The sequence below is a fragment of the Chlorobaculum parvum NCIB 8327 genome (assembly GCF_000020505.1).
GTDB lineage: Bacteria > Bacteroidota > Chlorobiia > Chlorobiales > Chlorobiaceae > Chlorobaculum > Chlorobaculum parvum_A.
Genome location: NC_011027.1, coordinates 1,711,932 through 1,728,489, shown reverse-complemented (window position 1 = coordinate 1,728,489; position 16,558 = coordinate 1,711,932). Strand labels below are relative to the sequence as shown.

The window sequence follows — 16,558 nt, the reverse complement described above, 5'->3', positions numbered from 1 at the left end:
CCTTACCATTTTTGAAAAGAACTCTTTGCTTGCCGTTTGACAGAGAGTTCAGTTATGCCGGAAGAGTGTTATAGCCGCTGCACTCTCCCGGCATTTTTTTGTGGTGAGGAATTGTGGGCGCGGTGGACAAAAAAAGGGCGATCAACCGATCGCCCCATAATTACTAACTATCCATTTTCAACTGATCAGTACGCCTTGGCGAACACCACCTTCTGCGTGGCGGGGTTGCCGCTGCGGATGCAGGTGCCCGGCTCGTCCATGTTGTACTGTTTGCGGTACTCTTCATCAGTTGGCATCACACGGATCGTGGCTTTGGTTTCCTCCTTGATGAGCGCTTCGGTTTCATCCGTGCCGTCCCAGTGGGCGATGACGAATCCTTTCTCCACGCCTGCTTTGAACTCCTCCCAGGTTGTCGCTTCAACCGTGTTGTCCTGCCTGAACTGCAGGGCGCGTTCGTAGAGGTTCTGCTGGATGTTGTTCAGGATTTCCTCGATGTTTTCGGTCATCTCTGCGTCGAGCAGCACTTCGGTTTTTTCGAAGGTGTCGCGGCGGGCGACGATGCATTTGCCCTCTGCGATGTCGCGCGGGCCGAGTTCGATCCTGACCGGAATGCCCTGCAGCTCGTACTCGGCGAATTTCCAGCCGGGCGAGTTGTTCTCGCTGTCATCGACGAAGGTCGAGATGCCGTGCTTGTTGAGCGCCTTGGCGATAAAGCGCGCGTGCGCGCGAACCTCCTCCTTGTCGCCCTTGAGGATCGGAATAATCACCACCTGGCGCGACGCGAGTTTCGGCGGCAGCACGAGGCCCTTGTCGTCGGAGTGCGCCATGATGAGCGCGCCGATCAGCCGAGTCGAAACGCCCCAGCTCGTGGCCCAGACGTAGTCCAGCACGCCCTCTTTGGTCTGGAACTGGCAGTCGAACGCCTTGGCGAAGTTCTGGCCGAGGTTGTGCGAGGTGCCTGCCTGCAACGCCTTGCCGTCCTGCATCATCGCTTCGATGCAGTAGGTCGCGTCCGCACCGGCGAACTTCTCGCTCTCGCTCTTTTTGCCGACGATCACCGGCATCGCCATGTACTCTTCGGCGAAGGTGCGGTACACGTTAATCATGCGGATCACCTCTTCCTGCGCCTCTTCCGGATCGGCGTGGGCCGTGTGCCCCTCCTGCCAGAGGAACTCGGTCGTCCGCAGGAACAGGCGGGTGCGCATCTCCCAGCGCACGACGTTGGCCCACTGGTTGATAAGGAGTGGCAGGTCGCGGTAGGATTGGATCCATTTTTTATACGACGACCAGATGATGGTCTCCGAAGTCGGGCGGACGTAGAGTTTTTCGGCAAGCTCCTCGCCGCCGCCATGCGTCACCACGGCGCACTCCGGCGCGAATCCTTCGATGTGCTCGGCCTCTTTGGCGATGAAGCTTTCGGGGATGAACATCGGGAAATAGGCGTTCACATGGCCGGTTTCCTTGAACATGCCGTCGAGCGCGGCCTGCATCTTCTCCCAGATGGCGTAGCCGTTCGGTCGGATGACCATGCAGCCACGCACGTCCGAATAGTCGGCAAGTTTGGCCGACCTGACCAGGTCGATATACCATTGAGAATAGTCCTGCTGCCTCGAAGTGATTTTATCAGCCACGGTAATGCTTGTGTTTTCGTTTGACGGGAAATGAGCCCGGAGTCGCCGGGCGCCATAAGGTTATGACGGTAAACCTGTAAAGTAATAATGCGAGGTGGAAAAGTAAGCAACTATCGCGAGGAAAACAGAGGATGGTTTCATCCCGATAGCTGCCGGATCAGGCGTTACTGCTCGAACGCTTTCATCTTTTCCATGAGCTGGCGCAGATGCTTTTTCTGGTCGCTGTCGATGCTGACGCGGCCGGGCTCGGTTTTCTGGTAGCCGGAGGGTATGGAGAACGCCGATTCCGGAACCTGTTCCGCTTTCACCCGCACCAGCTCCATGGCATAGCGACCGTTGTCGTTGTTCTGGACAATTCTGACCGGGAAGCCGTCGATGCCGTTCTGCTCGAGCGCTTTCGAGAGCGAGGTGTTCGACAGGCGCGGGTTCTGCGATTGCAGGAGCCGGAAGGTTGAAAAGTCGGCCAGCCCGCGGGAAACCCAGAGATTGAGCTGTTCGGTGCTGCTCTGGAGCCGCACATGCTCGCACGGGTAGCCTTTGACGGTTTCGGTGCCGATGCGGCTGAAGCGGTAGTTGCTGTCGAAGTCGAGCAGCGTGGCGCTTTCGGCGGCTGTTCGCAGGTTCACCGCGCTCCAGGTTCTGGCTTTGTGGTTGATGATGATCGCCTCATCAGGCCGGGAACTTCGGGTAATCACCGTCGTTTTGAGCGGCTCGGGGATTCGGTCGAGGTGCATGGTCATGTCCATCTTCTGGTCACGCTTGCCGAAAAGATAGGTGATCTCCGAGGTGCCGTTAGGCATGGTGAGCGCCATCTCCATTTCGCCGGTGAACGCCGCACGTGCGCTCGTCGGGATGGCGAGGATGATAAGGAGCAGGGTTGCAAAAAAGCTGAGTGGTCGTTTCATCGGTCAGTATCGGTTGCTGGTGGTAGGGCTCATTTGCCGCAACGTTCGGGACAATATCGCAATAAAAACAGAGCCGGAAAGCATCGCATCTTTTTTTGTCTGACGCTGTGCGTGACCGATTCTTTTGCAGGGGGCAGCGGCTGTGTTTTTGTCAACAAGAATATCGGCTCTGTCAGGCGTTGCCTCGCTGGTGCAAAGGTTGTATACTGAACGCAGCCATTGATAACCAAACCAAGTTACATGTCCGAAGAGAAAGTGTGGAGCGTCGTTGAGTTGCTGAAGACGACGATCGTGTTTTTTAGCGAGAAGAAGATCGACGAGCCTCGCTTGTCGGCGGAGTTGCTGCTTGGGCAGGTGCTTGGTTTGCAGCGGCTTCAGCTCTACCTCGATCACGAGCGCCCGGTGACGCCCTCGGAACTGGGGGCGTTCCGTGCGGCCTGCCGGGAGCGGTTGCAGGGCAGGCCGGTGCAGTACATAGCGGGCGAGTCGTTTTTTTACGGCTACCGCTTTTTCGTCGATGAACGAGTGCTGATTCCGCGTCCGGAGACCGAGCTGGTGCTTGAACACGCCATTGAGCGACTGGCGGCGAGTGGCCTCGATTCGGTCGATACTCCTTCTATTCTCGACATTGGCACCGGCAGCGGTTGCATTGCCATTACGCTGGCTCTGCGGTTGCCCGGCGCGCAGGTTACGGCGCTCGATGTTTCCGCCGATGCGCTTGAGGTTGCCCGGCGCAATGCCGAAGAGCATGGCGTGAGCGACCGCATCCGTTTCGTGCAAGCCGATGCGCTTGATCTAGCGTTTGCTCAAAAAGCTGGCGGGCCGTTCGATCTTGTCATTTCGAATCCCCCCTACATTCCTGAATCCGAGTGGGCGACGTTGCAGAAGGAGGTGAAGGGTTACGAGCCGCGTCTGGCACTGGTGTCGCCTACCGGCTTCGAGTTCTACCGAAGCATCGTCGCAACCGCACCGGCGCTGCTCCGGAAGGGCGGTGTGCTCTGCTTCGAGCTTCATGCCGATGGCGCGGAGGGAGTGAAAAAATTGCTCGGCCACGAGTTCCGCGACGTTCAGGTTATGCAGGATTACAGCCGCCTGGATCGCGCCCTTTCCTGCATCGTCGGTTGAAGCCCTGTGGTTCATTCTGCGTTAAATTTATGTATATTAAAGGTCGGATTGGGCCTCCTGACATGGCAACTATTGGGGCTCCGCCGTTGTTGACTTTCGTAGTATTTGGCGGCTGTTCAGAAGTGAAATTCTCTTCATCGCCGTCAGATTTTTCGGTGCATTACCAGTTCAAGTTCAGGTTGTAAGCAGATGTTATATCGTGATTTGACCCTGCGTGAGCGTCAGGTTCTGGGCATCATCATACAGTCCTTTGTCGTTTCGGCGACGCCGGTTGGTTCCCGCACCATCGCTCGTAACTATAATCTCGGCCTGTCGGACGCGACCATCCGCAACGTGATGGCCGATCTGGAGGCTGACGGCTTCATCAGCCAGCCCCACACCTCGGCCGGACGCGTGCCGACCGACAAGGGGTATCGCTATTATGTCGATCTGCTCATGAACGTCAGCGGCATCGACGAGCAGGAGAAGCAGATGATCGACGCTCGCTTCAGCACGCGCAGTTCGGAGCTGAAGGGCACGTCGGCTGAAGTGCTCGGTGCGGCGGCCAAGGTGCTGGGCAGCATCTCCCGCCAGCTTGGCGTGGTTCTGCCGCCGAGGCTTTCCAATGCCGTTTTCGAGCGACTCGACATCGTGCAGCTCGCTTCGACGCGGATTATGGTGGTCATCGCCATCCAGTCGCTCTTTGTCAAGACGATCGTCATGGAACTGACGGCGGAAATCTCCCGCCAGAAGATCGATGATGTGGTCAACATTCTGAACGAACGCCTGTCGGGGCTGACGCTCGAAGAGATTCGCAGCACCATCGGCAAGCGCCTGTCAGATTGCCAGAGCCGCGAGGGGTTGATGAACAGCATCGTCGGCGCGGCCGATACGCTCTTCGACGAATCGTCGATTCTGGATCGGCTCTACGTTTCGGGTACGGAGAACATCGTCGATCAGCCCGAGTTCAAACAGCCTCAGAAGGTTCGCAATATTATTACCATGATCGAGGACAAGTTCGGCATCGCCCGGTTGGTCGATAACGCCTTGCCTTCGGGTGCGTACCAAGGGCGTGATCGCGAGGTGGCCATTAGCATCGGCACCGAGAACCGGACGGACAACGCTATCGATCTGACTATCGTTTCGTCACCCTACTATGCGGGCAAAATGGTCGGCAAGGTGGGCATCATGGGTCCGAAACGGATGGATTACGAACACGCCGTGCGCGTGGTGAACTACATGGCGGGCTGCCTGTCGGAGGCGCTTTCCGGAAACAACTAATTCTAAACGACTTTCTTGCAATCATGACCAAAAAGCATCACAAAGAACAGGAAGAGATACAGGAGACGATCAAGACCGAAGCTGCTGAAGAAAATGTGGGCGACGAGACCGTAGCCATTCCGGCGGCGACCGAGTCCGATATAGAGGCTGAAATTGCGGCTCGCGACGCGGAGATTCAGAAGCTTCGCGACGAGGTGATGCGCCGCGCGGCCGAGTTCGAGAACTTCCGCAAGCAGAAAGAGCGCGAAGCTGCTCAGTCGGGCAAGCGGATGCTTGAAAATACGGTGCGCGACTTGCTGCCGTTGCTTGACGACCTGAAGCGCCTCATGGAGCACATCCCGGCAGAACTGCAGGAGATGGCCGAGGCAAAGCCCTTTGTCGAAGGTGTGGAGCTGATTCGCAAGAATTTCAAGTCCCTGCTGGAAAGCAAAGGGGTCAAGGAGATCGAGGCTCTCGGCAAAGTGCTCGACGTGAATTTCCACGAGGCGATCACCCAGATCGATGTGCCCGATACCGAACCCGACACTATCGTTCAGGAGTACCAGACCGGCTATACGCTGGGTGACCGGGTGATCCGTCATGCGAAGGTGATCGTTGCCAAATAACCATCAGATTTACAGATAGAGAAGAGAGAATACACGATGAAAAGAGATTACTATGAAATCCTTGGCGTGAGCCGCTCGGCTGACAAGGACGAAATAAAGAAGGCCTACCGAAAGCTGGCCCTGAAATACCATCCGGATAAAAATCCCGACAACAAGGAGGCCGAGGAGAAGTTCAAGGAGGCCAACGAGGCGTACGAGGTGCTGAGCAACGACGACAAGCGTCGCCGCTACGACCAGTTCGGCCACGCGGGCGTCGGCTCGTCAGCCGCATCGGGCGGGGGCCCCGGTGGCTTCGGTGGCGGCGGGTATGCTGACATCAACGATATTTTCGAAATGTTCACCGGCGGTGGGCGCGCACGAGGCGGCGGTTCGCCGTTCAGTGGTTTTGAGGACATTTTCGGCGGTGGTTTTTCAGGTGGCGGTGGTCGGCGAGCCCGCTCGACCGGGATTCACGGCACCGATCTGAAGATTCGCCTCAAGCTCACGCTCGAAGAGATTGCCAAGGGAGTTGAAAAAACCCTCAAGATCAAGAAGCAGGTGGTCTGTTCGGAGTGTAATGGCACCGGCTCGAAGAGCGGCAAGACCGAGACCTGTCAGACCTGCCACGGTTCGGGTGAAGTTCGTCAGGCCTCCAAGACCATGTTCGGCCAGTTCGTCAACATCGTGGCTTGCCCGACCTGCGGCGGTGAAGGCCAGGTGGTCAAGGATCGTTGCACCTCCTGCTACGGCGAGGGCATCAAGCAGGGCGAAGTGACTGTGAAAATCAACGTGCCTGCGGGCGTGCAGGACGGCAACTACCTCACGCTTCAGGGGCAGGGTAACGCCGGACCGAGAGGTGGCGCACCTGGTGACCTGATCGTCATCATCGAGGAGAAGCCGCACGACCAGTTCAAGCGCAACGGCGACGACATTATCTACGACCTTGCTGTCGGATTCCCCGATCTGGTGCTTGGCACCAAGGTCGATGTGCCGACCCTTGACGGCCACGTCAAGCTCACCGTTCCTGCGGGCACCCAGCCGAACACCATGCTGCGCATCGGTGGCAAGGGTATCGGTCACCTCAAGGGTGGCGGCTCGGGCGATCTGTACGTCCGGGTGAATGTATTCGTGCCGAAGGATGTCTCCGGCAAGGATAAAGAGATGCTGAAAGAGCTGAAAAAATCTTCGCACATCTCACCGAACCATGGCGAGCAGGATCACGAGAAGAGCATTTTCGAAAAGGCCAAGGACATCTTCGGATAATCTCTGGCCCTCTTTGGTCTGTCAATAAAAAAGCCGGCGGTTGTAAAATCGCCGGCTTTTTTGTGTCTCTTTTTCAGGTAAGGCTCACATGCCTTTTGGGCTGGCCCTGGCATCGTCGAGCACTTCGGGGGTGATGTACCTGATGCCGTTCTCTTCGGCGTAAGCGACGAGCGCGGCCTTGATTTTGTCGCTGAAAAACGGCGGTGCGCTTTCGATCAGTTCGAGCGCCTCATCGCTCCACTGGAGGTCGCCGCCGCGCGGCTTGAAGCTTTTGCGGTAACCCTCTTCGATCTCTTCCACGAAATCGTAAATCACATCTTCATCGTCGATCTGATGCGGGGCGATGATCTTTTCGCTCAGAATGCGATTGCGCATCAGGTGAATCTTGAGCTGCGGCATATAGACCGACTGCGCCATCGCTTCGGGGCTTCCGCAGGTCAGGAACAGAGCGATATTTTTGTGCCTGAGGTAGCGCTTCAGGTTGCTCTGCAACAATGCGCCGAGCAACTGCGAAGAGACCACCATGTAATAGACGGGCGCGCCCATGATTACCACATCGAACTCACGTATAAAGCTGTAATCGGCGTTCGCCTTGCAGCGGGCTTTTTCGACATAGGCACCGTTTTCGGCGAGCTGCTGGCCGATAGAGTCGATCAGTCGGTCGGTTGAGCCTCCGCTGGAGCGGCTGTCATAAAGGATGATGGCTTTCATCTGGCGGTCGTTGTCGCGCGTCATAAAAAGTTGTATTGAGTCAGTGTGTCTTGCCGTAGGCTTCCGTGATGCTGTTGACGAATTCAGCAATAACTTGCTGGTCGCCGGTCTGATCGGGTGCGAACACTTTTTCGGCAAGGATCACCGGGTTATCGAGATTCATTTTGAGCTGTGGCAGGTAGAGGAACTGCGCCATCGGTTCCGGACTGCCGCAGATGACGAAGAGGGCCACTTTTTTGCCTTTGAGCGCCGTTCTCAGGCTGCTCTGGCCCAGTGCGCCGCTGAGTTTCGAGGCGACGAGCAGGTAGTAGATCGGGGCTCCGAGAACCACCAGATCGAACTCTTCGACAAAGCTGAAATCACCGTTGGTTTTGCAACGAGCCTTTTCGACATAGGCTCCGGACTCGGCAAGCTTTTTGCCGATCGAGTCGATCAGCCTGTCGGTTGAACCGCCAACGGACTGGCTGTCATAGAGGATGATCGCCTTCATGGGCTTTTTGGTGGTGCTGGTCATCGGCTTTGGCATTTAGGTTGAGCCAGAAAGTGATGTGTAATCCAATAATAAGACATTACTCTTTCCCGGCAAAATCCGGAGGGGGGGGAAGGGCGAACACGCAGGTTCGCCCCTACAGTTCGTGTCCCCTTGATTCCGTAGGGGAAGACCTGCGTGTCTGCCCTCTTTAGATCAGCCACCATCTCCCCACAAATGCAAAAGGGCGCCGTTGCGGGCGCCCTTTTGATGGTCATCTGTTCGTGTAGAAATCAGACGAACTTCGAGTAGATGCTGAGCAGGTCAACCACGCGGGTTGCATAGCCAAGCTCGTTGTCGTACCAGCCGACCACCTTGATCAGGTTGCCGGAGCTCATGGTGAGCGGCGAGTCGAAGATGCAGGAGTGAGCGTTGCCGACGATGTCGCAGGAGACGATCGGATCGACGTTGTACTCGAGGATGCCCTTCATCGGGCCTTCGGCGGCAGCTTTCATGGCAGCGTTGATCGCTTCCTTGGTGGCCTCTTTTTCAACGATGACCGAAAGGTCGGTAACCGAACCGTCCGGAACCGGAACCCTCATGGCGAAACCGTCGAGCTTGCCTGCCAGTTCGGGCAGCACTTCACCGATCGCTTTTGCGGCGCCGGTCGAGGTCGGAATGATCGAGTTGGCTGCCGAGCGGGCACGACGCAGATCCTTGTGCGGAAGGTCGAGGATGTTCTGGTCGTTGGTGTAGGCGTGCACGGTGGTCATGAAGCCCTTGACGATGCCGAAGTTCTCGTGGAGCACTTTCACCATCGGGGCGAGGCAGTTGGTGGTGCAGCTTGCGTTGGAGACGATCTCCTCGTTGCCAGTGATGCAATCGTCATTGACGCCCATGACGATGGTGGCGTCGACCTTGTCCTTGGCGGGAGCCGAGATAATCACCTTTTTGGCGCCGGCAGCGATGTGCTTGGCCGCGGCTTCACGCTTGGTGAAAATGCCGGTGGACTCGACTACGAGCTCAGCGCCGAGCGACTTCCATGGAAGCTCTGCAGGATCTCTCTGGGCGCAGATGGCGATGGTTTTACCGTTGACGACCAGGTTGTCGCCCTCGACCTTCACTTCACCATTGAATTTTTTGTGGGTGCTGTCGTATTTGAGGAGGTGAGCAAGGGTATTTACATCGGTGAGGTCGTTGATACCGACGATTTCGACGTCGGGATTGTCCACAGCCTGTCTGAATACCAGACGGCCGATGCGGCCAAAACCATTGATGCCAACTTTAACTTTCGCCATAACGGGTCTTTCTCTATGGGTTTAACGGATATGATAATGACTCTGTTCGGGATGGTTGCAGCGGCATGAACCGGGCATGCGCCGCCCAGGAAAAGTCACAAGATAGAAAAATAGCCTATCGCCAATGAAATCTTCATGATTTTTTTTCAAAACTTTCCGCCAGCAGCGTTTTCAGGCCGTTGAAGCTGCCGTTGCTCAGCAGTACAACCACGTCGCCGGGCTGCTGTTCTGCTTTGATGAACTGGACGATGTCGTTCGGATAGTCGTCGTCGCCAGCCGCGAAGACACGCTTGCCTTTTGCTTCCAGCTCGTGGCAAAGCTGCGCCGCATCGAGCCGTTTTTCGGGGGCGTAGCGATCAGGCCGGTTCACCCTGCCGAGAACCACGACCGAAGCGTCGTCGAAGCACTCCGTCAGCTCGTGCTGAAAGATGTTGCGCGTGGTGGTGTTGGAGCGAGGCTCGAAACAGGCCACGATGCGCCTGCCGGGGTAGTGTTCCGCAATCGCACCGAGCGTGAGCCGTACGGCCGTCGGGTGATGCGCGAAGTCCTCGATGAGCGTTACGCCGCCTGCGTACTCACCGACCAGCTCCATGCGGCGCTTCGGGCGTTTGAATTTTGCAAGCCCTTTGGTGATCGACTCAAAGCTCACGCCCGCGCGGATTGCAGCCGCCGTGGCTGCCAGCGCGTTCATCACGTTGTAGTTGCCGAAAAGCGGCACGCTTACCCGGCCCATCGCTTCGCCATTGTGTACGACCGTGAAGACGGTGCTTTCGGCGTCGGTAGTGATGTCGGTTGCCGTCCAGTCCGCTGTGCCGTTCATGCCAAAGGTCTCGACGCGGCAGAACGCTTTCGCGGCGACCTCCATCGAATTCGGATCGTCGCCGTTGACGATCAAGAGGCCGCTCGACGGCACGAGGTTCACCAGCAGGCAGAAGCTCTTCTTGATGTCGTCGAGCGAGTCGAAGATGTCCGCGTGGTCGAACTCGACGTTGTTGATGATCGCGATGTCGGGGCGGTAATGCAGGAACTTGCTGCGCTTGTCGAAAAAGGCCGAGTCGTACTCGTCGCCCTCGGTCACGAAAAAGCCCGGCTCGGAGAGGCCGGAAGGGCGGCAGCCGTCGCCGAAATTCTCGGGAATGCCGCCGATGAGGAAGCCCGGCAGAAAGCCGCCCGCTTCGAGCAACCATGCGGCGAGGGAAGTGGTCGTTGTCTTGCCGTGCGTGCCTGCCACCACAATCGAGGTGTGGCGTCCAATCAGCTCGCGCCGCACCAGCTCCGGCATCGAAATCAGCTCCATGTGCGTGTCGAGCGCGTACTCAAGATCGGGATTGCCCCGGCTGATCGCATTGCCAACCACCACCAGATCGGGCGATGCGCTTTTCAGGTTCTCTGCAGAAAAGTCGTTGAAATAGCGGATGTTATGATTTTCAAGATAGGTGCTCATCGGAGGATAGAGCTGCGTATCCGAACCGGTAACGGCGTGGCCCATGTGCGAAAGCGCCACGGCCACCGAAGCCATTGCCGAGCCGCCGATGCCGATAAAATAGATGGAACTCATGGTTGGGAATGTTGGTCAGGTGCTTGTGATGTATACCCTTAAGTCCAATAGTACAGAAAAACCCCAGCCTCGCAAAACAGACCGTACTCTGTCCGAACTTTCGGGATTGAGGCGATGAATCCGTATTATGTCAAATCAAAAAATTTTCAGGAACATCATCGAAAATCCATAAAGCCATGCAGTTCATAGACCTCATCACCCAGAAAAATCGCATCCGCGAGAACCTCATGAAGCGCATCGAGCGGATCATCGACAGCGCCCAGTTCGTCATGGGGCCGGAAGTGCTCGAAGCCGAGAAAAAGCTTGCCGAGTACGTCGGCACGAAGCACTGCGTTTCGTGCGCCTCTGGCACCGACGCGCTGCTGATTCCGCTCATGGCCAAAGGGATCGGCCCCGGCGACGCGGTGCTCACCACGCCGTTCACCTTCGTGGCTACCGCCGAGGTCATCAGCCTTGCGGGCGCGACGCCGGTGTTCGTCGATGTACTGCCCGGCACCTTCAACATCGACCCCGACGGCGTCGCTCCGGCGGTCGAACAGGCTCGCAAAAAAGGGCTGAATCCGAAGGCGCTGATTCCGGTCGATCTGTTCGGCCTGCCCGCCGAATACGACCGCCTCGAAAAGGTGGCCGCCGAGCAGGGACTCTGGATTCTCGAAGACGCCGCGCAGGGCTTCGGCGGCACGGTCGGCGGCAGGAGGGCGGGTAGCTTCGGCCTTGTCGGCGCGACCTCCTTTTTCCCGGCCAAGCCTCTCGGCTGCTACGGCGACGGCGGTGCGATCTTCACCGACGACGACGAGCTGCTGGAACTGCTGATCTCCGTCCGCGTCCACGGCGGCGGTTCGGACAAATACAACAACGAGCGCATCGGCCTCAACGGCCGCTTCGACGCCATCCAGGCCGCGGTCATCAACGAAAAACTCACCATCTTCGACGACGAACTCGACCTGCGCAACAAGGTCGCCGCAGCTTACAGCGCCCGCCTCAAGGATCGCGTCGTCGTCCCCGAAGTCCCCGAAGGCTACACCTCCTGCTGGGCGCAATACTGCGTGCTCGCCAACTCAACGGACGACCGCACGAAGCTCATGGCCGCGCTGAAGGACGCAGGCATCCCCTCGGCGATCTACTACCAGATTCCGCTGCACTTGCAGAAAGCCTACGAAAACCTCGGCTACAAACCGGGCGACTTCCCGGTTTCGGAAGATTTCAGTGCGAGAGTGTTTGCTTTGCCGATGCATCCATATTTGAAGGAAGAGGAGATCGAGCAGATTTGCGGGGTGATTATCGGGGCGTGAGAAGTTGCCGGGAGCGCGCGACGGCTTTAGCTACTACTCCGTTGAGCGCTCCTGACATCGCCAATGCTTTGTTGGAAAAGATTGGGGGGGATTACATGGCGGAGATTGCGGAGAAGCTTTAGACGTTTCAGGAGAGGTTGAGGATGAAGTTTGGTGGGGTAATCTATTCAAAACAAAAAAGGATAGGTTTTGTGTTTGACACTATTCGATGAGAATGTCTAAACACAATACCAGTCCTTCATCAGTTCGTCTCAACTTGTAGCATAGCTAAAAGAGTCTGACTATGTAACCCTTTACATAATTATTTATGCCTATAATGAGCAGGAACAATACTGTAACCAATCCTTGATGGTTGAATATCAGAGTCATATACCTTTATCTCGGCATATTCTCGAACCACAATCGGCACTCTCTTTTGAACATCTAAATGTCTTTCTAAGTCTTCTTTCTTGAAGAATACAGCAAAGACAACCATATCCTCTCCACTTTGCCGTATACTACAAACGTGATTAAACGCACCAATGCTTTTCATCGTATAAGTCACAGATGTCAAACTACTTATCCTAAGCTCGCTTCCAGACTTGAATCCATTTTGACAAATAGACTTAAAATTTTTCATGGGACTTCCGTGAAAAAAAACCAAATCATCATTTTCAAGATGCTCTGGAAATAGAGAATACCCATCCTTTACTTCGAAATCGTATTTTACCATATTATATTTTATTTAATATTTACTTTTCCTAAAAAATTCACCACGAACCAATTTAGGAAAAAATGTAACTCAGCGATATTAAAAAAAGTTCCGAAAAACAACTAAAAAGAAATTTTTTTAATATCATTAATCCAAGTTTGAACAATATAAAAACGAATAATCAAATGATTCATTTTCCAATAATCGAAAATTCGGAAACTTTGTCAAAGTATCGATGAAAGCCAATAAGGATATGAGGCAATAGTAAAAGCTGCAACAAAATGCAATCAACTCTCAATCATAACTTTTCAGGTGGGATGCTTCACTTCGTTCAGCATGACAAGACAATCCTTTTCTGTCATGCCGCAATTTCTCCACCCTTCTTCGCCTCTCTTGCCCGCAGCCACAATCCTCCCAGCATCACAATCAGGTTCACCGCGCCGACGATGATGAAGGGGGCTTTGGGGCTCATGCCGTCGAAGAGGCGGCCTCCGGTGGTGGTGATGAAGAGGATGCCGATGGCTCCGCTGATGTTGAAGGCTCCGATCACCGAGCCTCGCGCCTCCTTTGGCGCTTCCTGGCCGATGAGCGATTGCGAGCCGAGGAAGGCGCTGATCTGGCCGATGCCGAGCAGCACGAAAAAGATGAGCGAGTACGTTTCGAGCGGGTTGCCGATCATCGCCAGCGAGAGGTAGCCGATGGCGGCCAGCCCCATGCAGAGGGTGAGCGCCGTGACGCGGTTCCAGCGGTCGATGAAGATGCCGATGACTGGCGCCCAGAGCAGCGCGGCGGCCTGCGAAATGATGAAAATGAAGGTGCCTTTTTTGACCGCTTCGGCGGGTTCGAGGCCCATCGCCAGGCCAGTGGTCATGCCCCAGAGCGGCACGAAGGTGCCGATGATCGACTGGTCGCCGCGCGCCACGAAGGCCGCTGCGTAGGAGAGCAGAATCCGTGGATTGCGGGCGTGGCGGAAGCCGCTGGTGAGCAGCTCTTTGACCGGCAACCGCTCCTCGTGCCGCACCGGCGTACCGCCCTTGAGGCCGAAAAAGAGCACGATAGCCGTCACCGCCGCCGTGCCCGCGACCGCAGCGTGCGCCCAGAATCCGGCCTCGGTGCCGCTCATGCCGTCGGCCACGAGCGTCTTGGGCAGGCCGCCGAAGAACTGGTTCAGGATGACGATGCCGAGTCCGTTCAGGAATCCGACAATCGCGATGAGCTTGCCGCGCGACCGCTCCTTCGGGTAATCGACCAGCACTGTCGCCAAGCCGCTCGTCACGGCGACCACGCCGACCGCGTAGATCATGCGGGCGATGGTGAGCTGGAAGACGTCGGTCACGAGTGGGTAGTAGAGGTAGGCGATGGCCAGAATGATGAATCCCACGGCATAGACCGGCCGCCTGCCGATGCGGTCCATGATCGCTCCTGCCGGGCCGAAGAGCAAGAGCGTCACGATCTCCGTCCAGAAGACCAGATCACCGCTGATAGTGCCCTGCTCGGAGACCGGAATGCCGAGATGCTCGTTCAGAATATAGGCCTGTCCGATGGAGACAAAGGTGACCATGCCGATCGAAAAGAACGACGCGAACAGGAACGTCCATGCATGGCGGGGCATGACGGACGCCGCCAGTTCGATAGGGCCTATTTTTGCGTGAGAGGTGGTGTCGGTCATTGGGCTGGAGGTGCGGTGGGTGTGGTTAACGATGTAGTGTTCAGATAAATCAATTTTCGGTGATTCGTCGTTTTCAGGGTAAACTTGCGTGTTCGTTCTTTACCGAATCTATCATCACTTTTCTCCGCAGGCCTGCAACCGGCCGTCCTGCATGTGGAGGCAGCGGTCGGCAGTGGCGGCGAACTCTTCGTTGTGGGTGACGATGACGAACGAGGTTTTGTGTTCCTTGCTGAGCGATGCCATCAGCTCGTAGAGCATCCGGCTGTTACGGCTGTCGAGGTTGCCGCTGGGTTCGTCGGCGAGCACGAGTTTCGGCTCGTTCATGAGGGCTCGGGCGATGGCGACGCGCTGCTGTTCGCCGCCCGATAACTCCGAGGGGAGGTGGTCGAGCCGCGCCTTGAGGCCGAGCTTTTCGAGCAGCACGGCGGCTCGCTCCTTGGCGGGCTTGAGCTTGCCGGTGCCGATGAATTGCGCCATCGCGACGTTTTCAAGCGCCGTAAAATCGGACAGCAGGTGGTGGAACTGAAAGACAAAGCCGATGGAGCGGTTGCGGAATGCGGCCAGCTCTTTTTTTGAGAGCAGGCATTTGCTTCCCTGAAAGATCGGCGTCCCCGCGAAGGTCAGCTCACCTTCGTCAGGTGTATCGAGTGTGCCGAGCAGGTTGAGCAGCGTGGTCTTGCCGCTGCCGGATGCGCCGATGACGGTCACCATTTCGCCCGGCGCGACCGAGAGGTCGATGCCGTCGAGAATGCGCAGGGGCGGCTGGCCGGGCAGGGCGTAGGATTTGACGAGCTTGCGGGCTTCGAGCATCAGGCGGGCCTCACCTGTCCCTGGCCTTCGATCAGCCATTTGTAGGTGCACAGCTCCTTGAGCGCCATCGGGCCACGCGCGTGCAGCTTCTGCGTGCTGATGCCGATCTCCGCGCCGAGACCGAACTGCGCGCCGTCGGTGAAGGCGGTCGAGGTGTTGGCGTACACCGCCGCCGCGTCCACTCGCTTCATGAAGGCGTCGATGGTCGCCTGATCCGATGCGACGATCGCTTCGCTGTGCTTCGAGCTGTGGTGCGCGATGTGGTCGAGCGCTTCTTCGAAGGTCTCAACGGTCTTGATCGACATCTTCAGCGACAGGTACTCCGTGCCGAAATTCTCAGGCGTGGCGATCTGAAGCAGTTCGTCCGGATAGCGGTTCAGCAGCTTGTAATAGGCTGGTTCGTCGGCAAAAATCTGCACCAGCTTTTCTTCGAGCTGCTCGACCAGCACCGGTAGGTCGTCGATGCGGCTTTTGTGCACAATCAGCGTATCGAGCGCGTTGCAGACGCTCGGACGGCGGGTTTTGGCGTTGAAGATGATGTCGCGACCCATCGCCAGGTCGCCGCTCTCATCGAAGTAGGTGTGCACGATGCCCGCGCCGGTTTCGATGACCGGTACGGTGGAGTGCTTGCGGGCGAAGTCGATCAGCGCCTGGCTGCCGCGCGGAATGATGACGTCGATATAGCCGACTGCGTTGAGCAGAATGTGTGCCGCCTCGCGTTCAGCAGGCAGCAGGTAGATCATCTCGGGATCGAGGCCGCGATCACGGATGACCGTCTGGATCAGCTCGACGATGGCGATGTTTGAGAAGGCCGCGTCACTGCCGCCTTTCAGCACGGTGGCGTTGCCCGATTTCAGGCAGAGCGCGAAGACGTCAAACGTCACGTTCGGGCGCGATTCGTAGATGATGCCGATCACGCCGAGTGGCACCGAGACCTTGCGCAGCTCCAGCCCGTTGGGCAGCGTGCGCTCTTCGAGCACGCGGTCGAGCGGCGAAGGGAGTGCGGCCACGTTGCGCAGGTCGGAAGCGATCGAGTTCAGGCGAGATTCGTTTAGGAGCAGGCGGTCGTAGCGCGGGTCGGCCGGATCCATCCGTTCGAGGTCCTTGCGGTTGGCTTCGAGAATCGTTTCAGCGGCGTCGGGAATTCGGTCGGCGAGATCGTTGAGCAGAGCGTTGATAGCATCTTCATCGAGCGTGACGATCTTGCGGCTGGCGTTCTGGACGGCCTGGAGGTGCTGGACGATGGCTTCGTGTTCGGTCATGGACGCGGGCTCCTTGAAAGGGGATTGTCA

The 16,558-nt window shown here is 57.0% G+C and carries 15 protein-coding genes; 5 read left to right on the top strand and 10 right to left on the bottom strand.

The annotated features are described in order from the left end of the window. Positions 1-185: 185 nt before the first annotated feature. Together proS and CPAR_RS08005 are read right to left on the bottom strand one after the other, a co-directional pair. A complete protein-coding gene (gene proS / locus CPAR_RS08010; protein WP_012502809.1) occupies positions 186-1,631 on the bottom strand; it encodes a proline--tRNA ligase in 1,446 nt (481 codons plus the stop codon). 164 nt (positions 1,632-1,795) lie between these two features. Further along, on the bottom strand, positions 1,796-2,536 hold the full coding sequence (locus CPAR_RS08005; protein ID WP_012502808.1) for a DUF4412 domain-containing protein: 741 nt from the start codon (positions 2,534-2,536) through the stop codon (positions 1,796-1,798). A gap of 240 nt (positions 2,537-2,776) precedes the next feature. Between CPAR_RS08005 and prmC the strand changes: the two genes are divergently transcribed. From prmC to dnaJ, 4 genes are all read left to right on the top strand, one after another. After that, positions 2,777-3,661 carry a peptide chain release factor N(5)-glutamine methyltransferase gene (gene prmC, locus CPAR_RS08000; protein WP_012502807.1) on the top strand — a complete coding sequence of 295 codons (885 nt, stop codon included), beginning with the start codon at positions 2,777-2,779 and terminating at the stop codon, positions 3,659-3,661. 189 nt (positions 3,662-3,850) lie between these two features. Further along, positions 3,851-4,921 carry a heat-inducible transcriptional repressor HrcA gene (gene hrcA / locus CPAR_RS07995; RefSeq protein ID WP_012502806.1) on the top strand — a complete coding sequence of 357 codons (1,071 nt, stop codon included), beginning with the start codon at positions 3,851-3,853 and terminating at the stop codon, positions 4,919-4,921. 23 nt (positions 4,922-4,944) lie between these two features. Further along, positions 4,945-5,526 carry a nucleotide exchange factor GrpE gene (locus tag CPAR_RS07990; protein WP_012502805.1) on the top strand — a complete coding sequence of 194 codons (582 nt, stop codon included), beginning with the start codon at positions 4,945-4,947 and terminating at the stop codon, positions 5,524-5,526. Positions 5,527-5,562: 36 nt separating this feature from the next. Then, positions 5,563-6,768 (top strand): molecular chaperone DnaJ, encoded by a 1,206-nt coding sequence (dnaJ, locus tag CPAR_RS07985; RefSeq protein ID WP_012502804.1) that lies wholly within the window; start codon positions 5,563-5,565, stop codon positions 6,766-6,768. Between the two features lie 84 nt (positions 6,769-6,852). Here dnaJ and CPAR_RS07980 read toward each other — a convergent pair whose 3' ends face one another. From CPAR_RS07980 to mpl, 4 genes are all read right to left on the bottom strand, one after another. Beyond that, on the bottom strand, positions 6,853-7,503 hold the full coding sequence (locus CPAR_RS07980; protein ID WP_012502803.1) for a flavodoxin domain-containing protein: 651 nt from the start codon (positions 7,501-7,503) through the stop codon (positions 6,853-6,855). A 16-nt stretch (positions 7,504-7,519) separates the two neighbouring features. Next, complete coding sequence (locus CPAR_RS07975; RefSeq protein WP_041466181.1) at positions 7,520-7,993, bottom strand: flavodoxin domain-containing protein; 474 nt, start codon at positions 7,991-7,993, stop codon at positions 7,520-7,522. Between the two features lie 248 nt (positions 7,994-8,241). Further along, the gene (gene gap, locus CPAR_RS07970) at positions 8,242-9,246 is read right to left on the bottom strand and encodes a type I glyceraldehyde-3-phosphate dehydrogenase (protein ID WP_012502801.1); all 1,005 of its coding nucleotides are present in this window, start codon (positions 9,244-9,246) and stop codon (positions 8,242-8,244) included. 133 nt (positions 9,247-9,379) lie between these two features. Further along, positions 9,380-10,804 carry a UDP-N-acetylmuramate:L-alanyl-gamma-D-glutamyl-meso-diaminopimelate ligase gene (mpl, locus tag CPAR_RS07965; protein WP_012502800.1) on the bottom strand — a complete coding sequence of 475 codons (1,425 nt, stop codon included), beginning with the start codon at positions 10,802-10,804 and terminating at the stop codon, positions 9,380-9,382. A 176-nt stretch (positions 10,805-10,980) separates the two neighbouring features. Between mpl and CPAR_RS07960 the strand changes: the two genes are divergently transcribed. Next, a complete protein-coding gene (locus CPAR_RS07960) occupies positions 10,981-12,096 on the top strand; it encodes a DegT/DnrJ/EryC1/StrS family aminotransferase (RefSeq protein WP_012502799.1) in 1,116 nt (371 codons plus the stop codon). Positions 12,097-12,397: 301 nt separating this feature from the next. Here the strand turns inward: CPAR_RS07960 and CPAR_RS07955 are convergent, their stop codons facing one another. The 4 genes from CPAR_RS07955 to CPAR_RS07940 form a co-directional block, all read right to left on the bottom strand. Next, complete coding sequence (locus CPAR_RS07955) at positions 12,398-12,808, bottom strand: hypothetical protein (protein WP_041466180.1); 411 nt, start codon at positions 12,806-12,808, stop codon at positions 12,398-12,400. A gap of 337 nt (positions 12,809-13,145) precedes the next feature. Continuing rightward, a complete protein-coding gene (locus CPAR_RS07950) occupies positions 13,146-14,456 on the bottom strand; it encodes an MFS transporter (RefSeq protein WP_012502798.1) in 1,311 nt (436 codons plus the stop codon). 114 nt (positions 14,457-14,570) lie between these two features. Beyond that, the gene (locus CPAR_RS07945; protein ID WP_012502797.1) at positions 14,571-15,266 is read right to left on the bottom strand and encodes an ABC transporter ATP-binding protein; all 696 of its coding nucleotides are present in this window, start codon (positions 15,264-15,266) and stop codon (positions 14,571-14,573) included. Next, on the bottom strand, positions 15,266-16,528 hold the full coding sequence (locus tag CPAR_RS07940) for a glutamate-5-semialdehyde dehydrogenase (RefSeq protein WP_012502796.1): 1,263 nt from the start codon (positions 16,526-16,528) through the stop codon (positions 15,266-15,268). Before CPAR_RS07940 ends, CPAR_RS07945 begins: the two co-directional genes overlap by 1 nt. Positions 16,529-16,558: the final 30 nt, after the last annotated feature.